The organism is Brachybacterium sp. SW0106-09 (assembly GCF_001293905.1).
Taxonomy (GTDB): domain Bacteria; phylum Actinomycetota; class Actinomycetes; order Actinomycetales; family Dermabacteraceae; genus Brachybacterium; species Brachybacterium conglomeratum.
This window is the reverse complement of record NZ_BCAK01000004.1, coordinates 77,640-100,388: the sequence shown is the minus strand read 5'-3', so window position 1 is coordinate 100,388 and position 22,749 is coordinate 77,640. Positions and strand designations below refer to the sequence as shown.

The following is a 22,749-nucleotide window of genomic DNA, read 5'->3' as shown; positions in this document are numbered from 1 at the left end:
CGGGGCGTGGCGCACAGCTCTGGTGTCGCCCCGCGCGTTGCCCGGGTGTCGGCGTCACCGGCATCGGCCATGCAGGGGTTACCGTCGAGCCATGACCGACGAGCAGACCTCCGGAGCGCTGACCCCCACCCGGGATGCCGCCCTGTCCCGCCCCGACTTCCCCGTCGCCCGCGTCGCGCGCCGCCTGGGCCTCGACCCCGAGGGTGCCGAGCTCGCGCTGCGCGACGACGAGCGGGTGCGTGCCGCGCTCGCACGCTCCGTCGAGGAGTTCCTCGCCGCCGATGACGACCGCCGCGCCGGACGGCCCCCGAGCTCCGAGCTCGCCCTGGACCCCGACTTCCCGACCGGCGTGGGCATGGCGCTCGTCGGCGCCGCGGTGCTGTGGGAGGCGCGGGATCTGGTGCCGAAGGTCGCGCTGCGCGTGGCGAAGGACCACTACGAGGACGGGGCCGACGAGCTCGCCGCGAGCTACGTCGCCCTCGTCCAGGAGTCGGTCGAGCCGGGGGAGCGCAGCGACGACGACGCCCTCGCCTGGGCGGCGCAGTCCCTGCTCGTCTCGGTGCTGCAGCGCTCCGGGGACCCGGCCCGCGCCGACGAGATCGCCCGCGACCTCGCCGCCCATGCGATCCCGATCGACCTGTGGCGCGACGACGACCCGACCCTGCCGGACGACTCCCTGGCCTGGCACGGCGGCGCCTTCGTGGGCGGGATCCCGCCGCGCCGCGACGAGCGACGCCTCAGCTTCGAGGACGTCCACGACTACATGAACACGCTCATGGCGGACATGCAGCGCGAGCAGGCGGCGGAGGACGACGGCCGGGGCTGAGCACGCCGGGCGCGCGGAAGCGTCCCCGCCCGTGCCCTGACCCCTCGCCGAATGAACGGGGCGCCCTCCTCACGGGCAGCGTGAACTGCGACGTCCATCCTGCGCACCCACGCCGAGGTCGCGGACCCGCGCCGAGGATCCGGCTGAGCAGCGCCCTTCAACGCCCCGGTGCGCCGGCGGATTCCCGACACGCCGGACGCGCCGGGGTGACCTCTCCGACCCCCGCCTGAGCGCTCGCCCGTCGGCCCTCGCGGCTACGCTGGTGGGCATGGCTTCTGCGGGTTCCGATGACTTCGTCCATCTCCACGTCCACACCGACTACTCGCTGCTGGACGGCGCCGCGAAGATCGACAAGCTGGTCGCCGAGACGGTGAACCAGGGCCAGCAGGCGGTGGCGATCACCGACCACGGCTATCTCTTCGGCGCCTACGAGTTCTACAAGGCCGCGACCGACGCCGGGGTCAAGCCCATCGTCGGCATCGAGGCCTATGTGACTCCCGGGACGAGTCGTCATGACCGCACCCGCGTGCAGTGGGGCACCAAGGAGCAGCAGGCGGCGGGCGACGACGTCTCCGCCCGCGGCGCCTACACCCACATGACCCTGCTGTCGAAGTCGACCGAGGGCATGCACAACCTCTTCCGCCTCGGCTCGGCCGCGTCCCTCGACGGGCAGATGGGCAAGTGGCCGCGGATGGACCGCGAGATCCTCTCGAAGTACGCGCCGGGCCTGATCGCCACCTCCGGCTGTCCCTCCGGCGAGGTGCAGACCCGCCTGCGGCTGGGACAGTTCGACGAGGCCGTGAAGGCCGCCGGCGAGTTCCAGGACATGTTCGGCAGGGACAGCTACTTCATCGAGCTGATGGACCACGGGCTCGACATCGAGAAGCGCGTGACCAAGGACCTGCTCGAGGTCGCCAAGGCCGTCGGTGCGCCGCTGGTGGCGACCAACGACCTCCATTACGTCACCGAGCAGGACGCCACCATCCAGGACGTGCTGCTGTGCATCAACTCCGGCTCGCGCCTGAACGACCCCGACCGCTTCAAGTTCGGCGGCTCCGGCTACTTCCTGAAGTCCGCCCAGCAGATGCGGGAGCTGTTCCGTGAGTTCCCCGAGGCCTGCGACAACACGCTGCGCATCGCCGAGATGTGCGACGTCTCCTTCACCACCACGAACGAGGGCGCGAACTACATGCCCCACTTCCCCACCCCGGGCGGGGAGGACGAGGAGTCGTGGTTCGTCAAGCAGGTCCAGGACGGGCTCGAGTACCGCTACCCCTCCGGCATCCCCGACGAGGTCCAGAAGCGCGCCGACTACGAGGTCGGGATCATCCTCCAGATGGGCTTCCCCGGCTACTTCCTGGTCGTCTCCGACTACATCAAGTGGGCCAAGGAGCAGGGGATCCGCGTCGGCCCCGGCCGTGGCTCCGGCGCAGGCTCCATGGTCGCCTACGCCATGCGCATCACCGACCTCGACCCGATCGAGCACGGCCTGCTCTTCGAGCGGTTCCTGAACCCGGACCGCGTCTCCATGCCCGACTTCGACGTCGACTTCGATGATCGCCGCCGCGGCGAGGTCATCGAGTACGTCGAGCAGAAGTACGGCGACGACAAGGTCTCCCAGGTCGTCACCTACGGCGTCATGAAGACGAAGAACTCCATCAAGGACGCCGCCCGCGTGCTCGACTACCCCTTCGCGATGGGGGACAAGATCACCAAGGCGCTGCCGCCGGCGGTGATGGGCAAGGACATCCCGATCAACGGGATCTTCGACCCCGAGAACAAGCGCTACGCGGAGGCGACCGAGTTCCGCCGCATGCACGACGAGGACCCCGACGTCCAGAAGGTCGTCGAGATCGCCAAGGGCGTGGAGGGCCTGACCCGCGGCTGGGGCGTGCACGCCTGCGCGGTCATCATGTCCAGCCACACCCTCACCGACATCATCCCGATGATGCGCCGCCCCTCCGACGGTCAGATCATCACCCAGTTCGAGTACCCGACCTGCGAGACGCTCGGCCTGCTGAAGATGGACTTCCTGGGGCTGCGGAACCTCACCGTCCTCTCCGACGCGGTGGAGAACATGTCCCGCAACGGGAAGACCCCGCCGGACCTGGAGACCCTGCCCTTCGACGACCCGGCGACCTACGACCTGCTCCAGCGCGGCGACACCCTCGGGGTGTTCCAGCTCGACGGCTCCGGCATGCGCACCCTGCTGCGGCAGATGAAGCCCGACCAGTTCGGGGACATCACCGCCGTCTCGGCGCTGTACCGTCCGGGCCCGATGGGCATGGGCTCGCACACCAACTACGCGCTGCGCAAGAACGGCCTGCAGGAGATCACGCCGATCCACCCCGAGCTCGAGGAGCCGCTCTCGGAGATCCTCGACGAGACCTACGGCGTGCTCGTCTACCAGGAGCAGGTGATGCAGACGGCGCAGAAGGTCGCCGGCTACTCGCTCGGCGAGGCGGACATCCTCCGCCGCGCCATGGGCAAGAAGAAGAAGGCGGAGCTGGACAAGCAGTACGTCTCCTTCGAGGCGGGCATGAAGGACAACGGCTACTCCGACGCCGCCGTGCAGGCGCTGTGGGAGACGCTGCTGCCCTTCGCGGACTACGCCTTCAACAAGTCCCACTCCGCCGCCTACGGCGTGGTCTCGTACTGGACCGCCTACCTCAAGGCGAACCACCCCACCGAGTACATGGCCGCGCTGCTGACCTCCACCCAGGAGAACCGCGACCGACTCGGCCTCTACCTCGGCGACTGCCGCCACCGCGGCATCACCGTGCTGCCCCCGGACGTCAACGAGTCCGACCTGTACTTCTCCGCCGTCGGCGACGACATCCGCTTCGGCCTCTCCGCGATCCGCAACGTCGGCGCGAACGTGGTCGAGGAGATCATCCGCACCCGCGAGGAGAAGGGCGCCTTCACCTCCTTCACGGACTTCCTGGACAAGGTCCCGCTGTCGGTGTGCAACAAGCGCACCATCGAGTCGCTGATCAAGGGCGGCGCCTTCGACTCCCTCGGCCACAACCGCCGCTCCCTCGTGCTGATCCACGAGGACGCCGTCGACTCGGTCGTCGACGTCAAGCGCAAGGAGGCCCAGGGCCAGTACGACCTCTTCGCCGATGTCTTCGGCGGCGCGGGCGGCGGCGAGGGCGCGGACGCGATGGCCTCCGGCTCCGCCGCGACGCTGACCATCCCGGACCTGCCCGAGTGGGACCGCAAGGAGCTGCTCGCCTTCGAGCGCAACATGCTGGGCCTGTACGTCTCGGACCATCCCCTGTACGGGCTCGAGCACGTCATCGCCCAGAACTCTTCCACCTCCATCAGCTCGCTGGCCGACGAGGGCGCCGTCAAGGACGGCGAGATGGTCACGATCGCGGGGCTGATCACCACCCTGCAGCGCAAGACCACCAAGAAGGGCGACATGTGGGCGATCGCCACGGTCGAGGACCTCGAGGGCTCGATCGACTGCCTGATGTTCCCCTCGACCTACATGACCGTCGCCTCCGAGCTCGCCGAGGACCTCGTCGTCTCGATGAAGGGCCGGGTCGACACCTCTAAGGGCATGCCCGAGCTGCGGGTCATGGAGATGACGATCCCGGAGACCGGGGGAGGGGTCGACGGGCCCGTCACCATCGCCCTGCCCGCCCTGCGCGCCACCGAGAAGGTGGTCGGCGACCTCCGCGGCGTGCTCGAGGACAACCCCGGCTCCTCCGAGGTGCGGGTCAAGCTCCAGGAGCCCGGCCGCACGACCCTGATGCAGCTGGACAAGCGCCTCGCGGTCACCCCGTCGGCCGCGCTGTACGCCTCGCTGAAGGCCCTGCTGGGCCCGGGATGCCTCTCCTGAGCACGGCAGCGCGAGGGTGACGGCGTGAGCACGCCGTCCGTGCGGCGCGGCGCCGGGGACGGTCCACGGCGGCCCGCGTCCTGGCGCATCGCGACCTTCAACATCCGCCACTGCCTGGGCCGCGACGGACGGGTGGACCTCGCCCGCACTGCCCGGACGATCGCCGCGCTGCAGGTCGACGCGATCGGCCTGCAGGAGGTGGACGTCGCCTACGGGCCCCGCTCGGGGCACGAGGACCAGGCCTCCCGGCTCGCGGAGCTGCTGGGCTGGGAGGTCGCCTTCGGGGCCGCGCTCGACCTGCCGCCCCTCCGGCCCGACGGCCCGCGCCGCCGCTACGGGGTCGCGCTGCTCACCCCGCATGCGCTCACGGGCCCCGTGATGCACGCCCTTCCCGCGCACCCGAGCGCCCCTGCGCGGCACGAGCCTCGCGGGGTGCTGCACGCGCAGGTGACCCGCGGCGGCGATGCGCTCGACCTGCTGGTCACCCATCTGGACAACGACCTGCCCCAGCACCGCACCGCGGAGGTGCTCGGCATCCTCCGCCGCGCCGAGGGGATCACCGGACCGGCCGTGCTGCTCGGCGACCTCAACGCCGCCCCGCACCGCCCCGAGCTCGCACCGCTCGCCGCCGCCGGCTGGCGGGAGGCGGCCGACGCGCTGCGCGGACCCGGGCGCGGCCTGCGGGAACTGGCCGTGCTCTCCGCGCTGACGGGCCCCCGCGCGCGCCCGACCCACCCGGCGCGCGTCCCCGTGCGCCGCATCGACTCGCTGTGGGTGCGCGGCGCGGTGGACGTGCTGGACCTCGCCACCGGTCCGCTCACCGACTCCGACCACCGCCCCGTCGTGGCGACGCTGCGCGCCCGGACCGCCCCGCACGACCACGGACCCGGCCCGGAGCCCCGCACCGTGTGGGACCTGGACTAGCGTGGACCCATGAGCGTCATCGCCGAGGAGCTGCTGCCCGACTCCCTGCTGGAGACCTTCCGCGAGCGCGCGGTGGTCCACGACCGGGAGAACACCTTCCCCGAGCAGGACCTCGCCGACCTGCGCGAGCGCGGATACCTGCGCCTGCTGGTCCCCCGCGAGCTCGGCGGACTCGGGGGCAGCCTGCTGGAGGCCGCGCGCGTCCAGCGCCGCCTGGCCGGCGCCGCCCCCGCCACCGCCCTGTCGATGAACATGCACCTCGTCGTCACCGGCGCCGCGCTGCACGCCCACCGCCTCGGCGCGGAGCCCGTGCGCACCATCCTCGAGGACGCCGCCGCGGAGAAGCTGTTCGCCTTCGGGATCTCCGAGGCGGGCAACGACGCGATGCTCTTCGACTCCGCCACCCGCGCCGTCCCCGACGGCGACGGCTTCCACCTCACCGGCACCAAGATCTTCACCTCCCTCGCCCCCGTCTGGGACCGCCTGGTCGTGCACGGCCGGGTCGCCGTCGCGCGCGAGGACGACCCCCGGCTCGTGTTCGGGGTGATCGAGCGCGACGAGCACGTCGAGACCCTCGACGACTGGGACACCCACGGCATGCGCCCCTCCCAGTCCCGCACGACGCGTCTGGACGGCGCGGCCGTCACGGCGGAGCGGGTGCTGACCACCACCCCCGTCGGCCCCAACACCGACCCCTTCGTGATGGGGATCTTCGGCGCCTTCGAGCTGCTGATCGCCTCGGTGTACACCGGGGTCGCGCAGCGCGCCGTGGAGGTGGGCAGCTCGATCGCGACCACCCGCCGCAACGCCACCAAGGGCATCGTCCACGCCGACGACCCCGACATCCGCTGGCGCCTCGCCGACGCCGCGATCCGCCTCGACGGCGCGGTGCTGCAGGCCGAGAAGGTCCTCGCCGACCTCGACGCGCTCGGCACCGGGGAGAGCGGCCCGGGCACGAGCGACCACGGGCCGCGCTGGTTCCTGCACTTCTCCGGGGTGAAGTCCCGCGCCACCGAGGCCGCGATCGCCGCGGTCGACCAGGCGCTGCGCGCCAGCGGCGGCGCCCAGTACTTCCGCCGCAGCGAGCTCGAGCGCCTCTCCCGCGACGTGCGCGCCGGGCTCTACCACCCCTCCGACGAGGAGTCCGTCCACGCCTCCTACGCCAAGGCGCTGCTGGGCGAGATCGGCTCCCCGCGCTGACCGTGCGACGGCTATGATCAGGCCGTCGCAGCCGATGCTCGGGGGAGAGCGGGGGAGACTGCGGCCAGGGGAAGGGGAGCACCGCAGTGAGCCGGTCGACGACGGCGCCCGCGCGCCGACGGGGCACCACGATCTCCACCGCCGTGATCGCGCTCCTCGCGCTCGTGCTCACCGCCTTCGCGCTGCGCCACCCCGGCCAGGAGTCCTCCCAGATCGAGGTGTCCGACGGCGGCGTGTGGGTCAGCCACCGCGGCGACGGGATGATCGGGAGGATGAACGTCGACGCGGGCGAGCTCGACGCGCGCCTGAGCATCGTCGGCGACGAGCTCGAGATCCTGCAGTCCGGGTACACCGTGATGACGGTCGGCGGCCGCGGCTACACCATGATCAACACCGCCTCGATCGTCCGCGGCGGCACCATCGAGCTCCCGCCCGAGACCGAGGTCGCGCTCGGCGGGGACCGCATCGCGATCGCCGCGCCCGACGGACGGGTCTGGATCCTCACCCCCGAGCAGGCGGCGGCCTTCACCACCTCCGCGGTCGAGCCCGTCCACACCACCGACGGCGGGGCGCCGCAGATCGCGGTCACCGACGCCGGGACCGTGCTCGTCCTCGACGGCGACCAGCTGCTGCGCTTCCCCCGCACCCTCGACACCTCCTCCCCGCGCCAGGAGGACCCCCTCACCGTCGGCGGCCTGACCGGAGCCGGGGACGAGGTCGCCCTCAGCGCCGTCGGCGAGGAGCCGGTGGTGCTGGACCGCGAGAAGCGCCAGCTGCGCCTCGGCACCCGCCTGCGCGCCGTCGACCTCACCGAGGCCGGGGTCTCCGACGCCGCCGGGATCGAGTTCCAGGCCCCAGGCCCGGAGAGCGACCGACTCGCCGTCGCGACCGAGGACGTGCTGCTGGAGGTCCCGCTCGGCCGGGGCGAGATCGTGGAGCATCCCGCCGGCGGCACCGGCACCCCCGCCGTCCCGGTCCGGGCCGGCTCCTGCACCTACGGCGCCTGGAACGGCTCCCTGCGCTACGCCCGGATCTGCGACGGCGCGGAGCCCGTGCTCGAGGCGGTCCCCGAGGCGGACGCCGGCGCGGAGCTCGTGCTGCGCGAGAACCACGACCTCGTCGTCCTGGACGACGCGAGCGGCTCCGCCTCCTGGACGATCCAGAAGGACATGGCCCTGGTCGACGACTGGGTCATCACCCAGGACATCCAGCAGGACGAGAAGGAGGTCGAGGAGGAGACGGTCACCACCACGATCACCGACGTCGAGGAGGAGCGGGACCAGGAGAACCGTCCGCCCGTCGCCAACGACGACGAGCACGGGGTGCGCCCCGGCGCGAACGTCGTCCTGCCCGTGACCCGCAACGACACCGACCCCGACGGAGACGTGCTGCTCGCCGACGTCAAGGGCGCCCAGCCCGAGGCCGGGACCGTCACCCCGATCCGCGGCGGCACCCAGCTGCAGGTCGCCGTCGACGAGGACGCGAGCGGCACCTCCACCTTCACCTACGAGGTCTCCGACGGACGCGGCGGCACCGACACCGCGACCGTGACCCTCACCGTGCACGCCCCCGGGGAGAACACCGCCCCCGAACCCGCCGACCAGGCCATCACCAGGGTCCAGGTGCTCTCGGGGGAGTCGGTGACGCTGAACGTGCTGCCCTACTGGGAGGACCCCGAGGGCGACGCCTTCTACCTCGCCGACGCCGCCATCGCCCCCGAGGACCTGGTCACCTTCCGCCCCGACGGCACCGTCACCGTCGACGACGCCGGGCTCGTCACCGGCCCCAAGCAGGTCGCGCTCACCTTCCGCGACGAGCACGGCGCCGCCTCCGAGCACGTGCTCGAGGTCGAGGCGGTCACCGACCCCGACCTCGCACCGATCACCACCACCGACCATCTCAGGGTCGTCACCGGCCGCACCGGCACCGTGAAGCCCCTGGTCAACGACATCAACCCGGCGGGCGGTCAGCTCGAGCTGACCCACGTCGAGGAGGTCGAAGGGCTCGAGATCGAGGCCGATCCGGTCACCGGCACCGTCCGCGCGAGCGGTGAGGTCGGCACCTACTACCTGCAGTACACCGCCTCCGCCACCTCGGCCAGCTCCACCGGGCTGCTGCGCATCGACGTGGTCGACCCGGCCGAGGAGTCGCTGCTCCCGGTGCCCGTCGACGACATGGCGCTGGCCACCACCGGCGGGGACGTGCTCGTGGACCCGCTGGAGAACGACGTGGACCCCACCGGGGGCGTGCTCGTGCTCGGCTCGGTGCAGGTCCCGGACGGCAGCGGGCTGAAGGCCACCGTCGTCGGCCACCACCTCCTGCGCGTCGAGGCGTCCCCGGATGCCGAGGTGGGGGCGGAGCCGATCCCGCTGAGCTACGAGGTCGCGAACTCCGCCGGCAGCACCACCGGCACGGTGCGCGTGATGCTCGCCCGCACCGACACCCAGTTCGCGAACCCCGTCGGCGCCCGCGACGACGGGATCGTGCGCGCCGGGGACATGGTCATGCTCGACGTGCTGGACAACGACCTCTCTCCCACCGGCTCCGATCTGTCGCTCGGCGAGATCACCGACACGGCCGGCCTCGAGGGGCTCGGACAGGTCGAGCGGCACGACCAGCAGATCCGCTTCACCGCCGACCCGTCGGCGCGCGGCGAGGCGACCTTCACCTACGAGGTGCTCGATGCGACCGGCCGCAGCGGCGCCGCCCGCGTCACCGTGCGGATCGTGCCCGCCGACGCCCCGAACACCGCGCCGCGCCCCGAGTCCCTCACCGCCCGCGCCGTCGCCGGCACCTCGGTGCGGATCCCCGTGCCCACCTCCGGGATCGACCCCGACGGCGACTCGGTGATGCTCATGGGCGCCTCCGAGCCCGCGCCCGAGCTGGGCAGGATCGTCAGCGCCCACGGCACCTGGATCGAGTACCTGCCCGACGAGGGCGCCGTGGGCACCGACCGCTTCCGCTACCAGGTGATGGACCCCTCCGGCGCCGTCGGCACCGCCGAGGTGCTCGTCGGCGTCGCCGCCCCCACCGACCGGAACCAGCCGCCCTACGCGGTCGACGACCAGGTCGACGTGCGTCCCGAGCGCGAGATCGAGGTGCCCGTCCTCGAGAACGACTCCGATCCGGAGAGCGACGAGCTCTCCCTCGTGCCGGACAGCATCGAGCCGACCACCGGCATCGAGGTGCTGCCCCCGGACGAGCACCGCTCCGCGCATCGGATCACCGCCGTCGCCCCCGCCGAGCCCGGCACCCACACGATCCTGCACCGGATCACCGACGGGCAGCTCGCCAGCGCCGCGACCCTCACCGTGCGCGTGGACCCGAACGCCCCGCTGCTCGAGCCGATCGCGACCGACGACCACGTCGACCCCGCGGACGTGCTGGACCCCGACCGCGGGCCGATCCGCGTGGACCTCCTGGCCAACGACCGCGATCCCGACGGCAGCGTCGCCGACCTCGAGGTCAGCCTCGACACCGCGGCCGAGGGCGCGAGCCTCGACGGCCGGATCCTCACCCTCACCCCCGGCGAGGAGCAGCAGCGCCTGCGCTACACGATCACCGACCTCGACGGCCAGACCTCGAGCGGCTACGTGTGGGTGCCCGGCACCTCCCGCATCGCGCCCGTCTGGGCGGGGGAGCCGCTCGAGGTCGTCGCCGGCGGCGAGAAGAGCATCGACCTCACCGACCCCCAGGCCGTGCGGGTGCGTCCCGGCGCGGACGGCGCCCGCATCGTGGATCCCTCGACCGTCGCCGCCGGGCACACCGACGGCACCGATCTCGTGGTCGACGAGACCACGCTGCTGTACCGTCCTGCCGCCGACTTCGTCGGCCGGGACGCGATCTCCCTCGAGGTCTCCGACGGCCCGGCCGGGGACGCCACCGCCGCGACCGGGACGATGTCGATCCCGGTGCAGGTGCTGCCCGGGGACACGAACCTCCCGCCCACCCTGCGCGGCTCGGTGCTCGAGGTCGAGGTAGGCGGGTCGGCGACCACGGTCGACCTGGCCACCGCCGCGGAGGACCCCGACGGCGACCCGCTCGACTTCGCGCTGGGCGAGGCGGAGCTGCCCGAGGGCGTCACCGCGGAGATCGTCGACGGCCGACTCGCCGTCACCGCGAGCGCGGACGCGACCCTCGGGGCGAGCGCCGAGCAGCCGATGACCGTCACCGACGGCGAGACGGAGCCGGTCGACGCGAGCTTCCAGGTGATCGTCGTCGGCAGCACCCGCCCCCTCGCCACGGCGGTGATGGACGTCGTCGAGATCGACGCGGGCCGCACCGAGGAGCTGCCCGTGCTCGAGAACGACTCCAACCCCTTCCCCGGCGAGCCGCTCGAGCTCGTCTCCGCGCAGCTCACGAACGGCAGCGGGAGCGTCGACGTGGCCGGCGACAGGGTGGTCCTCACCCCGGACGCGGACTTCGCCGGCGTGCTCAGCGCCTCCTACACGGTCGAGGACCGCACCGGCGACCCGGCCCGTCGCGCCGTCGGGGAGATCCGCGCGACCGTGCGCGGGAAGCCCGAGGCCCCCTCCGCGCCGCGGATCGGTGAGGTCGGCGACGGCAGCGTGGAGCTGGTGTTCACCGCCGGGGACGACAACGGCGCCCCGATCACCGGGTACACCGTCACCTCCGCGAGCGGACCGGCCGTCAGCCAGGAATGCGCCTCGACCTCCTGCACCCTCACCGGGCTCGCCAACGGCACCGAGTACCGCTTCCAGGTCGTGGCGACCAACGACGTCGGCGACTCCCCGGCCTCGGCCCCCTCGGCCGTCGCCCGACCCGACGTGCGCCCCGAGGCGCCGGCCGCCCCCTCGGTCACCCGCGGCGACGGACAGCTGGGCGTCTCCTGGTCCGCGCCGGAGAACCGCGGCTCCGCCCTGCAGAGCTACGAGCTGGAGATGCAGGCCGGCGGGCAGACGCAGTCCCGCACCGTCGAGGCCGCCACCACCGAGCTGGTCTGGGAGGGGCTCGCCAACGGCACCGACCACCGCTTCCGGGTGCGGGCCTCGAACCTCGCCGAGGAGCCCTCGGAATGGTCGGGATGGTCCTCGCCCGAGCACCCGGCCGGGCCGCCGACGGCCCTGGACGGCAAGGTCACCGCCGAGCGCACCAACGACCGTCTCGGCGGCGGCGTGCGCGTGAGCTGGCCCGCCGCGAGCGACGCCGTCGCGAACGGCGAGCCGATCACCTCCTACCTCATCACCGGCACCGGCGGGGTCAGCGCGAGCGTCGACGGCGGGACCACCTCCCACGTGCTGCGCGGCCTCGACCCTGACACCAGCTACTCCTTCACGATCACGGCGGAGAACTCGGTGGGCCGCGGCCCGGCGTCGGCAGCCTCGAACACCGTCGTGCCCTGGGCCGTGCCCGAGGCGCCCACGGGAGTGAAGGCCTCCCTGCCCGACGCCGCCACGGGCACGGGCCCGAACGGCCGCGCGACGGTGAGCTGGTCGCCCGCGGCCGGCAACGGCACCGCGGTGAAGGACTACGTGGTCCGCTGGAGCGGCGGCTCGAGGACGGTGCCGGCCGGCACCACCTCGGTCACCGTCGACGGGCTCGCCAACGGCACCGCCCACCGCTTCACCGTCCAGGCGCGCAACCGCTTCGAGGGCGGGGAGAGCGCACTGTCGACCGCCTCGAACTCGGTGACGCCGTACACCGTCCCGGACCCGCCGCGGCTCTCCGCCGACAACTCGGGCTTCATCTGCCACTCGCTGGACGACTGCCGGATCAAGCTCGACGCGATGGCGCCCGCCGACGCTGGCGGGACCGGCTTCAAGCACCTCGTCCTCTCGCCGCAGGGCTTCACCTGCAATCGCCTCACCAAGACCGGCGACGGCAGCAGCACCTGCGACGTGGCCCCGGAGACGACGTACACCGTGACCGCCTACGCGGAGAACGACAAGGGGCTGCGCAGCGCCACGACGACCTACCGCTTCACCACCCCGCCGATGTGGAACGACACCTCCCTCCCGCCGATCGAGCTCGACGTGGTGGCGACGAGCACCGGGACCGAGTCCTACCGGGTCACGCCGAAGGCCGGCGCGTTCAAGGCCGTGGACTACGAGTGGCGCACCTATGCCTCCTACGAGTGGCGCTCCGCCGGCGGCACCGGGCCCTTCGAGATCTCGACGGACCGTCCCGAGGGTGACAAGTTCTACGTCCGCGGCGTCGACGCCGACGGGAACTACAGCCAGTTCGTCACCATCGGCGGCTGAGCGCGCTCGCCGGCCGGCCCCGGCCTGCGGCCGCCTCCGACCGATGGTCGGCCGTCCCCGACCGGCGGTCGATGGGCTCCGACGCGCGGCGGCTCAGCCGAAGAGCACCTCGGCCTCGTGCCAGCGCGACTCCGGCACCGTCTTCAGGCTGTCGATCGCGTCGGTCAGCGGCACGTCGACGATGTCGGTGCCCCGCAGCGCGACCATCCGTCCGAAGCCGCCGCCGTGTACCAGGTCGACCGCCGCGGTGCCCAGGCGGGTGGCGAGCACCCGGTCGTAGCCGGTCGGCTCGCCGCCGCGCTGGATGTGCCCCAGCACCGTCGCCCGCGACTCGATGCCCAGGCGCTCCTCGATCAGCGGCGCGAGCGCCGCGGCGACCCCGCCGAAGCGCGGCCGGCCGAACTCGTCGAGGTCGTAGTCCATGAAGCCCTCGGGCGCATCGGAGGGCACGAAACCCTCGGCGACCACCACCAGCGGGGCGCGACCGCGGTCGTGGGCCGCCTGCACGTAGCCGCAGATCTCCTCGATGCTCAGCGGGAACTCGGGCAGGCAGATCACGTGCGCGCCTGCGGCCATGCCCGAGTGCAGCGCGATCCACCCCACCGAGCGGCCCATCACCTCCGCCACCATGCAGCGGTGGTGGGAGTCGCCCGTCATCCGCAGGCGGTCCAGCGACTCGGTCGCGATCTCGACCGCTGTGTGGAAGCCGAAGGTGTAGTCGGTCGCGTCGAGGTCGTTGTCGACCGTCTTGGGGACGCCGACCACCGGCACCCCCGCCTCGAAAAGACGGTTCGCGGTGAACAGCGTGCCGTCGCCGCCGATCGCGATGATCGCGTCGACCTCCTGCTCGTCCATGTGGCGCCGGACGATCTCGGCGCCGTCGGCCCCGTCGTGGAAGGGGTTGGAGCGGGAGGTGCCCAGGATCGTGCCGCCGATCCGGCCGATGCCGCGCACGCGACGGCGGGGGAGGGTCATCCAGTCCTCCTCGATCACGCCGCGCCAGCCGTCGCGATAGCCGATGAACTCGTCCTCGAAGAGGCGATCGCCCTTGATCACCGCTCCGCGGATCACCGCGTTCAGGCCGGGGCAGTCGCCGCCGGAGGTCAGGATTCCGATCTTCATGACGGGCTGGCTCTCTTCTCTCGGGCGTCCGGGCGGAGCCGCCCCTCGGCGTGCTCCGCCTCCACCCTAGACGGCCCGGGGGCTCCCGTCCGGGTCCTCGGTCCTCGGATCGTCGCAGGTGAACGACGGATGGACGGTGTCCTGACGGGGGATGACGCAGCGGCGCCCCGCCTCCTCCGCAGAGGGGACGGGGCGCCGCTGACGCGGGGGAGAGGCTTCAGGCCTCGCCCTCCTCGTCGTCGTCGGCCGTGGGGTCCGCGGTGGGGAAGATCCCCGCGCCACGGGTCTGCTCGGACTGCTCGCGCACCGCGCGACCGCCCTCGGCGGCCCGCTGGAGCGTGTCCTGGAAGTCCACGCCGGTGGTGGACTTGACCATGTCGAGCACCTGGGCGAGGCCCACGGAGATGTTCTGCCCGATCTTCGCCTCGCCGTCGGTGGAGAACACCGAGAGGTTGGAGATGTTCGAGTACGGGGAGGCGAGCTCGCCGGCGACCTCCGGCAGCACCTCGAGCACCTGGGCCAGGACCGCGGCGTCGTTGAACTGCTTGTACGCTTCGGCGCGGGCACGGGTGGTCTCCGCCTCGGCGTCGCCCTTGGCGCGGATCGCCGCGGCCTCGGCCTCGCCCTTGGCGCGCAGCGAGTCGGCCTCGGCCTGGCCCTCGAGCCGGACCGCCTCGGCGTCCTTCGAGCGGCGCTGCAGCTCGACCTCGGCCTCGGCCCGACCGCGGGCCTCGATCGCGTGCGCCTCGGCGTCCGCGGTGACCTTGCGGGACTCGGCGCGGTTGCGCTCGTCGGTCAGCTGCGCCTCGGAGTCCGCGACGCGGGCGTACTTCTTGGAGTCCGCGTCCTGCTGCTCGGCGTAGCGCTTTGCCTCGGCCGGCTTGTGGACCTCGGCGATGAGCTGCTTCTCGCGCAGGTCGTTGTTGCGGACCGCGATGAGCTCTTCCTGCTCGATGATCTTCTGCTGCTGCGCGGCGCGGGCGAGGGGACCGGCGGCGTCGGCGACGGCCTGACGCGCATCGGTCTCCTCCTTGATCTCCGCGTTGCGGATGTCGAAGGCCTGCTTCGACTCCGCCTCCTGCTGGAGGTTGAGGTTCTTCGCCTGGGTCGACTCGCGGTTCGCATCCGACTCGGCGATCGCGGCGCGCTTGGCGACCAGCGCCGCCTCGGGACGGCCCCAGTCGCGCAGGTAGGAGCCGTCGTCCTCGATGGCCGAGATCTGGAAGGTGTCGATCACCAGGCCCTGGTTGTTCATCGAGTGCTCGGCCTCGGCCTGCACCTGCGAGGCGAAGGAGGCGCGGTCGCGGATGATCTGCTCCACCGTCAGCGTGCCGACGACGGCGCGCAGGGTGCCCGAGAGGATCTCCTGGGTGTAGTGGTCGATCTGCTGCTGCTGATCGAGGAAGCGCTGCGAGGCCTTGCGGACGTCCTCGACGTTGCCGCCCACCTTCACCTGCGCCACCCCGCGCAAACGGAGGAAGATGCCGTTCATCGAGTAGCCCTCGACCTCGACCGGGATCTGGCGCGAGGACAGGCTGAGCACGAAGGCGCGGTCCACGATCGGACGCACGATCGCGCGCCCGCCGATCACGACCCGGGCGCTGCCGGACTCCAGGTCGATGTCCCCGGTGGGGCTCGCCTTCGCGTTGCGGCCGGTGATGATCAGGGCCTCGTTCGGTGCGGCGATGCGGTAGCTGCGCAGCAGCACCAGCAGCAGGATGAGCAGGACGACCACCACGACGACGACGCCGCCGATGATCGGTATCAAGGCTTCCATGGGTTCCCCTCGGTCAGTTCAGGCATGCCGTCGATGATTCTTCCATCGACGGCCGCCGACCGGGAGGCCGATTCGGCACCGGAGCCCCGCTCGTGACCGGCGGTGCCGTCACTTCATGCCGGTCGCGGCGATGCCCTGGACGATCTGGCGCTGGAACACCAGGAAGCAGATCAGCACCGGGACGAGCGAGACCACGGAGATCGCGAGCACCAGGTTGAAGGGCACGACCTCCTGGCTCGCGAAGCGCTGCAGCGCCACGGGCAGGGTGCGGGTGCGCTCGTTGGTGACCACCAGCGGCCAGAGGAAGTCGTTCCACCGCCACAGCACCGAGAAGATCGCCAGCACCGCGAGCGCGGGACGGCACAGCGGCAGCACCACCCGCCAGAAGATCCCGAACTCCCGCGCCCCGTCCATGCGCGCGGAGTCGATCAGCTCGTCGGGGATGGTGAGCATGTACTGGCGCAGCAGGAACACCCCCGTCGGCGTCGCGATCGCCGGGAGGATCACGCCCCACAGCGAGTTCGTCAGGCCGAGCGCCGCGGTGACCTGGTAGACGGGGATCAGGATGACCTGCAACGGCACCATGATCGTGGCGAGCGTGAGGAGGAACAGCACCTCCCGGCCGCGGAAGTTGTAGCGGGCCAGGGCGTAGGCCGCCATTGCGTTGATCGCAAGGGTCAGCAGCGTCGCGACCACCACGACGATCACCGAGTTGGTGAGATAGCGCAGCACGTCGAAGCCGGTCAGCGCCTCCACGTAGTTCTGCGGCATCCACTGCTCGGGAAGCAGCGTCGGCGGCCGACGGGACAGCTCGGTGGGGCTCTTGAAGGAGCCCAGCACCGTCCACACCAGCGGGACCAGCACCAGCAGCGCGAGGGCGGTCAGGTTCACGGTGCGCACTACGTCCCGCGGACGCACCCGGGTGCGGGAGGTCGAGGTCCAGGTGGTGGGCCTGTTCGCAGCAGGAAGGGTCATGGCCTCACACCGCCTCCGCGCGTCGGCCCACGAGCCAGTTCAGCAGCGTGAACGCCATGACGATCGCGAACAGCACCACCGAGCCCGCCGCGGCCATCCCGTACTGCATCTGGGGGCCGAAGGCGTTGTCGTAGACATACTGCACCAGCAGCGTCGTCGCCCCCACGGGCCCTCCGCCGGTGAGGTTGTAGATGACGTCGAAGGACTGGAAGCCGTGGATCGTGGACAGGATCAGCACCACCATCGTGGTCGGGGCGAGCATCGGCAGGGTGATGTGCCGGAACTGGTGCAGCGGCGAGGCGCCGTCCAGGCTCGCCGCCTCGTAGAGGTTCGGGTCGATCGACTGCAGCCCCGCCAGCAGGATCATCGTGTAGAAGCCGACGTTCACCCACAGGCTCACCGCCACCACGCTCACCATCGCGAGGGTCGGGTCCACCAGCCACGGCACGGCCGGGATCCCTAGCGCGCCGAGCGCGGCGTTGACCAGGCCGCCGTTGCGCTCGAGCAGCCACCGCCACACGATGCCGACGACCACCGGGCTCAGCAGCACCGGCAGGAAGAACACCGAGCGGAAGAACGCCCTGCCCACCCGCTGCGCGTTCAGCTGCACGGAGAGCACCACCGAGATCGCGACCGACAGCGCCACGAAGGCGAGGACGAACACGAGCGTCGCCCCCATCGACTGGAAGAAGTCGTCGTCGGCGAAGATCCGCCGGTAGTTGCCCAGCCCGGCCCATTCGAAGGTGCGGCCGTTTCGGGAGCTGTACAGCGAGATGTTCAGGCCGCTGAAGGCCGGGTAGATCGTGAACAGCCCGAAGATCACCATGTTCGGCAGCAGGAACAGGTAGGGCGCGGCGCGCAGGGACCACGGCACCCGTCGGCGACGACGGCTGCCGACGGGTGCGGTGGCGGAGCTCATCAGGCCTGCTCCACGATCGCGTCGATCGAGGCGCGCAGGTCCTCCATCGCGGTGGCGAGGTCCTTGTTCCCGGAGACGACCTCCGCGAACTCGGCCACGAACTCCTGCGCGGCGGCGTCGAAGTTCGCGTCGTAGCAGGCCGCGTACGCCTCGGTCGGGGTCTCGGCGAGGTCGTCGACGAAGATGCCCATCTCCTCGTTCCGCACCGGGTACTCGACCCCGGACTCGGTGAGGTCCGCGCGCGTGGGCATGAAGGCGGAGGCGGAGATGAAGGACTTCTGAGACTCGGTCGAGTTCATGAACTCCAGGAAGGTCGCCGCGAGCTGGTTCTCGGGCCCCTCGGCGAAGCCGACCATGAACTTCCCGCCCGGGAAGCCGCCGCCCACGACCTGCGTGGGGTTGGGCATCGTCGCCCAGCCGAACTCCGCGTCCTCGTCGAACTGCGCGACCTGCCAGTTGCCGGAGAGGTACACGGGCACCTGCTGGGCGAGGAACACCTCGTTGGCGCCCTGGTACTTCGTGCCCGAGTCGAGCCAGAAGTCTCTGGGGGAGGTGCCGGCCTCGATCATGTCCACCAGCGGCTGCAGCGCGGTGGCCGCGGCGGCCACGTCCAGGGAGCTGCTGCTGTCCTGGACCAGGTAGGTGCCGCCCTGGGACAGGATCGTGGAGAGCCGGTGGCCAGACTTGTCCATCGCGAAGGCGAACTCGGTGCCGGTGGCCTCCTGCACCTGGGTGGCGAGGTCCACCATCTCCTCCCAGGTCCAGGACTCCGGCAGCGCGACCCCGGCCTGCTCGAACAGGTCGGTGTTCACGAAGGGGCCGTTCTGGGTGAGGTCGGAGGCGATCGCGTGGATTCTCCCGTCCGCGTCGGCCATCCCCACCTGCACTCCCTCGGTGAACTGCTCGAGGTAGTCGGCGCCGAGATAGTCGTCCAGGAGCAACAGGTCCCCGGCGAAGGGCGCGGTCGCGGCGACGCGCGCGACGTCCGGCGCCTGCCCGCCGGACAGCCGTGCCTGGAGGGTGGTGGTGATGTCGGCGAAGGGCACGATCTCGAGCTCGACGGTGACGTCGTACTCCTGTTCGAAGGCGGCGATGAGGTCGCGGGTAGCCTGCTCATCAGGACCGTCGGTGAAGTAGAGGTAGCTGACGGACTTGCCGGCGAGAGCGGCGGTGTCCTGCTCGGCGACGGGCTCGCCCTCGCCACCGCCGTCACCGTCTCCGGAGCCCCCGGGGTTGCAGGCGGCGAGGGCGGTGGCGGCGATCGCCGCAGTCCCTCCGAGGGTGACGGTACGGCGGGTGGGGGTGAGGCGCGAACGGGAGACGGTACGGCGTGACATGCGCGGTCCTCCTCGACAGCTATGTGGTCCCTCCGCGGAGGGCAGGGGACGCGACGGTGCGGCCCCTGCCCACATGGTCAGCGCAATTCCGCAGCAGCGGAGTGGGGTCGCGGCGATTCGTCCGCATCGTTGCGGGACCGTGACCAGGTCCGGCGGGGGAAAGCGCTCCTCCGTGGGACGGAGTGGACAGTCGGAGACATTCGGGTGAACGGCAGGGGCGCTCGCCGGCGCCGCCACGATCTCAGGATCCGGCCCGAGGGTCCGCATGGTGGACCTCCGGGTCTAGGGTCGCCCCTCGTGAACACCGTCCCCGCCCCGACCTCCTCCACCGCTCCGCCGCCGACCGCCCCGGCCAACACCCGCGGCCGGGTCATCACGGCCTCGATGGTGGGCACCACCATCGAGTTCTTCGACTTCTACGCCTACGCGACCGCCGCCTCGCTCGTGTTCCCGGCGCTGTTCTTCCCCACGCAGACCCCGGCGAACCAGCTGCTGAGCTCCTTCGCGGTGTTCGGCGTCGCCTTCGTCGCGAGGCCGCTGGGCTCGCTGATCTTCGGCCACTACGGCGACCGCGTGGGCCGCAAGGCCACGCTCGTGGCGAGCCTGCTGGTGATGGGCATCGCCACCTTCCTCATCGGCGTGCTGCCCACCGCCTCGACCCCGGGCTTCTCGTTCATCGCCCCCGCGATCCTGGTGCTGCTGCGCTTCTGCCAGGGCATCGGACTGGGCGGCGAGTGGTCCGGCGCCGCGCTGCTGGCGACCGAGAACGCCCCGCCCGGCAAGCGCGCCCTGTACGGCACCTTCCCGCAGCTCGGCGCGCCCGTCGGCTTCATCCTCTCGAACCTGCTGTTCGTGCTGCTGAGCGTGCAGCTCTCACCGGAGCAGTTCATGGCCTGGGGCTGGCGCGTGCCCTTCCTGCTCTCCTCGGTCCTGGTGGTCGTGGGGCTGTGGGTGCGGCTGAAGCTGATGGAGTCCCCGGCCTTCCAGAAGGTGCTGGACGAGCAGCGGGTCGCCTCCGTGCCGATCGCGCGCGTGTTCCGCACCGCGTGGAAGCCGCTCGTGCTCGCGACCCTCGCGATGGTCGCCACCTACGTGCTCTTCTACCTCATGACCGCCTTCCTCATGGTGGTCGGCACCACCGCGGCCGACGAGGCCTCCGCCCGCGCCGCCGCGGAGACGGCCGGCAAGGACTTCAACGCCGCGACCTTCGTGCCCGGCCTCGGCTACGAGCGCACCGACTTCCTCACCATGCTCATCATCGGCGTGGTCTTCTTCGGGATCTTCACCGTCGTCTCCGGTCCGCTCGCGGACCGGCTGGGGCGCAAGCGGCTCCTGCTCGCCGTGACCGCCGGGATCGGCGTGTTCGGGCTCGTCCTGGACCCGCTCATGCACGCCGGCACGGCCGGGGTGATGGCCGCGCTGATCCTCGGCTTCACCCTCATGGGCATGACGTTCGGGCCGATGGCCGCGTTCCTGCCGGAGATGTTCAAGGCCGACGTGCGCTACACCGGCAGCGCCGTCAGCTACAACATGGCCTCGGTGATCGGGGCGGCGCCTGCGCCGTACGCGATGATCTGGCTGTGGCAGCAGCAGGGCGGCTCCCTGCTGCTGGTCGGCTCCTATCTCGCGGTCGCCGCGGTGGTCACGCTCGGCGCGCTCGGCGTCGGCGGCGAGACGAAGGACGTGGACTACCTGGCCTGATCGACGTGCTGCGAGGGACGAGCGGCAGGAGATCGGGCGGGAGGGTGCTGCCTGATCAGACGGAGGGCACCAGCAGAAAGGGGACGTGAGCGGCACGGCGGAGCGCTGAGCTCCGCGGCGTGCCTCTCACGTCCCCTTTCTGCAGGCGCAGGAGCGGAGGGTGCTGATCAGCCCTTGCGGTGCTCGCGGTAGTAGCGGATCAGACCCGAGGTCGAGGCGTCCTCCGCGGAGATCTTCTCCTCGTCGCCGGCGACGGCGCCGGCGAGGTCCTTCGCCAGCTGCTTGCCGAGCTCCACGCCCCACTGGTCGAAGGAGTTGATGCCCCACACGACGCCCTGCACGAAGGTGATGTGCTCGTACAGCGCGATCAGCTGGCCCAGCACCGACGGGGTCAGCTTCGGGGCCATGATCGAGGTGGTGGGCCGGTCCCCGGAGAACTCGCGGGCGGCGACGAGCGCGCCCTCGGTCCCCTCGGCGCGGACCTCCTCGGCGGTCTTGCCGAAGGCGAGCGCCTTGGTCTGGGCGAAGAAGTTCGCCAGGAACAGCTCGTGGACGTCCTGCCCCCCGTCGACCAGCGCGTGGTCCGGGGTGGCGAAGGCGATGAAGTCCGCCGGGATCACGCGGGTGCCCTGGTGGATCAGCTGGTAGAAGGCGTGCTGGCCGTTGGTGCCGGGCTCGCCCCAGAAGACCTCGCCGGTCTCGGTGGTCGCCAGCGAGCCGTCCCAGCGCACGCCCTTGCCGTTGGACTCCATGGTGAGCTGCTGGAGGTAGGCCGGGAAGCGGTGGAGGTACTGGGAGTAGGGGAGGACCGCATGGGTCTCCGCCTCCAGGAAGTTCACGTTCCAGATGTTCAGCAGGCCCATCAGCAGCGGCACGTTCTGCTCCGCGGGCGCGGTGGCGAAGTGCTCGTCCATCGCGTGGAAGCCGGCCAGGAACTCCTCGAACACGTCCGGGCCCAGCACGGTGGCGAGCACGGTGCCGATCGCGGAGTCGACGCTGTAGCGGCCGCCCACCCAGTTCCAGAAGCCGAAGGCGTTCCGGGGATCGATCCCGAACTCCTCGACCTTGTCCAGCGCGGTGGAGACGGCCACGAAGTGCTTCGCGACGGCCTCCTTCTCCTGCTCGGCGGTCAGGCCCGCGCTCTCGCGCAGCCCCTCCAGCAGCCAGCTGCGCACCAGGCGCGCGTTGGTGAGGGTCTCCAGGGTGGTGAAGGTCTTCGAGGCGACGATGACGAGCGTCGTCTCGGGGTCGAGGCCGCGCGTGGTCTCGAACGCGTCGGTGGGATCGATGTTGGACAGGAAGCGGGCCTCGAGGCCGTCCTGGGCGAGGGGCTTCAGCGCCTCGTACACCATGACGGGGCCGAGGTCGCTGCCGCCGATGCCGATGTTCACGACGGTCTCGATGCGCTTGCCGGTCACGCCGGTCCACTCGCCGGAGCGGACCTTCTCGGCGAACTCGTAGACGCGGTGGAGCGTGCCGCGCACGTCCTCGTCGATGTTCTGCCCGTCCACGGCCAGGGCGGGGGAGGAGCCGGCGGGGCGGCGCAGCGCGGTGTGCAGCACGGCGCGGTCCTCGGTGGTGTTGATGTGGGCGCCGGCGTACATCGCGTCGCGACGCTCCTCGACCCCGACCTCGCGGGCCAGCTTCAGCAGCAGGCTCATGGTCTCGGGGGTCAGGAGGTTCTTCGACAGGTCGACGTGGAGGTCGGCGGCGTCGTGCGTGAAGCGGGCGGCGCGCTCGGGATCCTCGGCGAACCATTCGCGCAGGGAGCCCTCGAGCGCGAGGTCGTGCGCCTCGAGCTCGGCCCAGGCCTCGGTCGTGGTGGGGTCGACAGGAGCAGTGGTGGGATCGGAAGAAGTCATACGGCCATTCAACACCCAGGCACGCTCGGAGGGGACTT

Annotated in this window: 12 protein-coding genes; 6 read left to right on the top strand and 6 right to left on the bottom strand. The window is 71.5% G+C overall.

Going from position 1 to position 22,749, the window contains the following annotated elements; translation table 11 throughout:
- The first annotated feature begins 91 nt into the window (after positions 1-91).
- The 5 genes from Y09_RS03175 (at position 92) to Y09_RS03155 (ending at position 13,018) form a co-directional block, all read left to right on the top strand.
- Complete coding sequence (locus Y09_RS03175; RefSeq protein ID WP_053916207.1) at positions 92-826, top strand: hypothetical protein; 735 nt, start codon at positions 92-94, stop codon at positions 824-826.
- 268 nt (positions 827-1,094) lie between these two features.
- Positions 1,095-4,673 carry a DNA polymerase III subunit alpha gene (gene dnaE, locus Y09_RS03170; RefSeq protein WP_053916206.1) on the top strand — a complete coding sequence of 1,193 codons (3,579 nt, stop codon included), beginning with the start codon at positions 1,095-1,097 and terminating at the stop codon, positions 4,671-4,673.
- 24 nt (positions 4,674-4,697) lie between these two features.
- On the top strand, positions 4,698-5,597 hold the full coding sequence (locus Y09_RS03165; protein WP_053916205.1) for an endonuclease/exonuclease/phosphatase family protein: 900 nt from the start codon (positions 4,698-4,700) through the stop codon (positions 5,595-5,597).
- 9 nt (positions 5,598-5,606) lie between these two features.
- Positions 5,607-6,797, top strand: a complete 1,191-nt coding sequence (locus Y09_RS03160) for an acyl-CoA dehydrogenase family protein (RefSeq protein WP_053916204.1) — start codon at positions 5,607-5,609, stop codon at positions 6,795-6,797.
- Between the two features lie 86 nt (positions 6,798-6,883).
- Entirely contained in the window at positions 6,884-13,018 is a 6,135-nt protein-coding gene (locus tag Y09_RS03155; protein WP_053916203.1) for an Ig-like domain-containing protein, read from the top strand.
- 93 nt (positions 13,019-13,111) lie between these two features.
- On the opposite strand, the gene Y09_RS03150 is transcribed toward Y09_RS03155, so the two are convergent.
- The 5 genes from Y09_RS03150 to Y09_RS03130 all read right to left on the bottom strand — a co-directional run bounded on the left by Y09_RS03150 (position 13,112) and on the right by Y09_RS03130 (position 19,148).
- Positions 13,112-14,140: an ATP-dependent 6-phosphofructokinase gene (locus tag Y09_RS03150; RefSeq protein WP_053916202.1), complete on the bottom strand. Its 1,029-nt coding sequence runs from the start codon at positions 14,138-14,140 to the stop codon at positions 13,112-13,114.
- 217 nt (positions 14,141-14,357) lie between these two features.
- Positions 14,358-15,917 (bottom strand): flotillin family protein, encoded by a 1,560-nt coding sequence (locus Y09_RS03145; RefSeq protein WP_053916201.1) that lies wholly within the window; start codon positions 15,915-15,917, stop codon positions 14,358-14,360.
- Between the two features lie 108 nt (positions 15,918-16,025).
- Positions 16,026-16,892 (bottom strand): carbohydrate ABC transporter permease, encoded by an 867-nt coding sequence (locus Y09_RS03140; protein ID WP_053916200.1) that lies wholly within the window; start codon positions 16,890-16,892, stop codon positions 16,026-16,028.
- Between the two features lie 4 nt (positions 16,893-16,896).
- Positions 16,897-17,811, bottom strand: coding sequence for a carbohydrate ABC transporter permease (locus Y09_RS03135; RefSeq protein ID WP_053916199.1), 915 nt, complete (start codon positions 17,809-17,811; stop codon positions 16,897-16,899).
- Positions 17,811-19,148 (bottom strand): ABC transporter substrate-binding protein, encoded by a 1,338-nt coding sequence (locus tag Y09_RS03130; RefSeq protein WP_053916198.1) that lies wholly within the window; start codon positions 19,146-19,148, stop codon positions 17,811-17,813. Before Y09_RS03130 ends, Y09_RS03135 begins: the two co-directional genes overlap by 1 nt.
- Positions 19,149-19,445: 297 nt before the next feature.
- On the opposite strand from Y09_RS03130, the gene Y09_RS03125 reads away from it, so the two are divergent.
- Positions 19,446-20,849 carry an MFS transporter gene (locus tag Y09_RS03125; RefSeq protein WP_053916197.1) on the top strand — a complete coding sequence of 468 codons (1,404 nt, stop codon included), beginning with the start codon at positions 19,446-19,448 and terminating at the stop codon, positions 20,847-20,849.
- 167 nt (positions 20,850-21,016) lie between these two features.
- On the opposite strand, the gene pgi is transcribed toward Y09_RS03125, so the two are convergent.
- A complete protein-coding gene (gene pgi / locus Y09_RS03120; RefSeq protein ID WP_053916196.1) occupies positions 21,017-22,711 on the bottom strand; it encodes a glucose-6-phosphate isomerase in 1,695 nt (564 codons plus the stop codon).
- Between the last annotated feature and the right edge of the window lie 38 nt (positions 22,712-22,749).

Coding starts and splice junctions, on each gene's coding strand:
- Y09_RS03175 (WP_053916207.1), top strand. CDS start 92: ATGACCGACGAGCAGACCTCCGGAGCGCTGACCCCCACCCGGGATGCC.
- dnaE (WP_053916206.1), top strand. CDS start 1,095: ATGGCTTCTGCGGGTTCCGATGACTTCGTCCATCTCCACGTCCACACC.
- Y09_RS03160 (WP_053916204.1), top strand. CDS start 5,607: ATGAGCGTCATCGCCGAGGAGCTGCTGCCCGACTCCCTGCTGGAGACC.
- Y09_RS03150 (WP_053916202.1), bottom strand. CDS start 14,140: ATGAAGATCGGAATCCTGACCTCCGGCGGCGACTGCCCCGGCCTGAAC.
- Y09_RS03145 (WP_053916201.1), bottom strand. CDS start 15,917: ATGGAAGCCTTGATACCGATCATCGGCGGCGTCGTCGTCGTGGTGGTC.
- Y09_RS03140 (WP_053916200.1), bottom strand. CDS start 16,892: ATGACCCTTCCTGCTGCGAACAGGCCCACCACCTGGACCTCGACCTCC.
- Y09_RS03135 (WP_053916199.1), bottom strand. CDS start 17,811: ATGAGCTCCGCCACCGCACCCGTCGGCAGCCGTCGTCGCCGACGGGTG.
- Y09_RS03130 (WP_053916198.1), bottom strand. CDS start 19,148: ATGTCACGCCGTACCGTCTCCCGTTCGCGCCTCACCCCCACCCGCCGT.
- pgi (WP_053916196.1), bottom strand. CDS start 22,711: ATGACTTCTTCCGATCCCACCACTGCTCCTGTCGACCCCACCACGACC.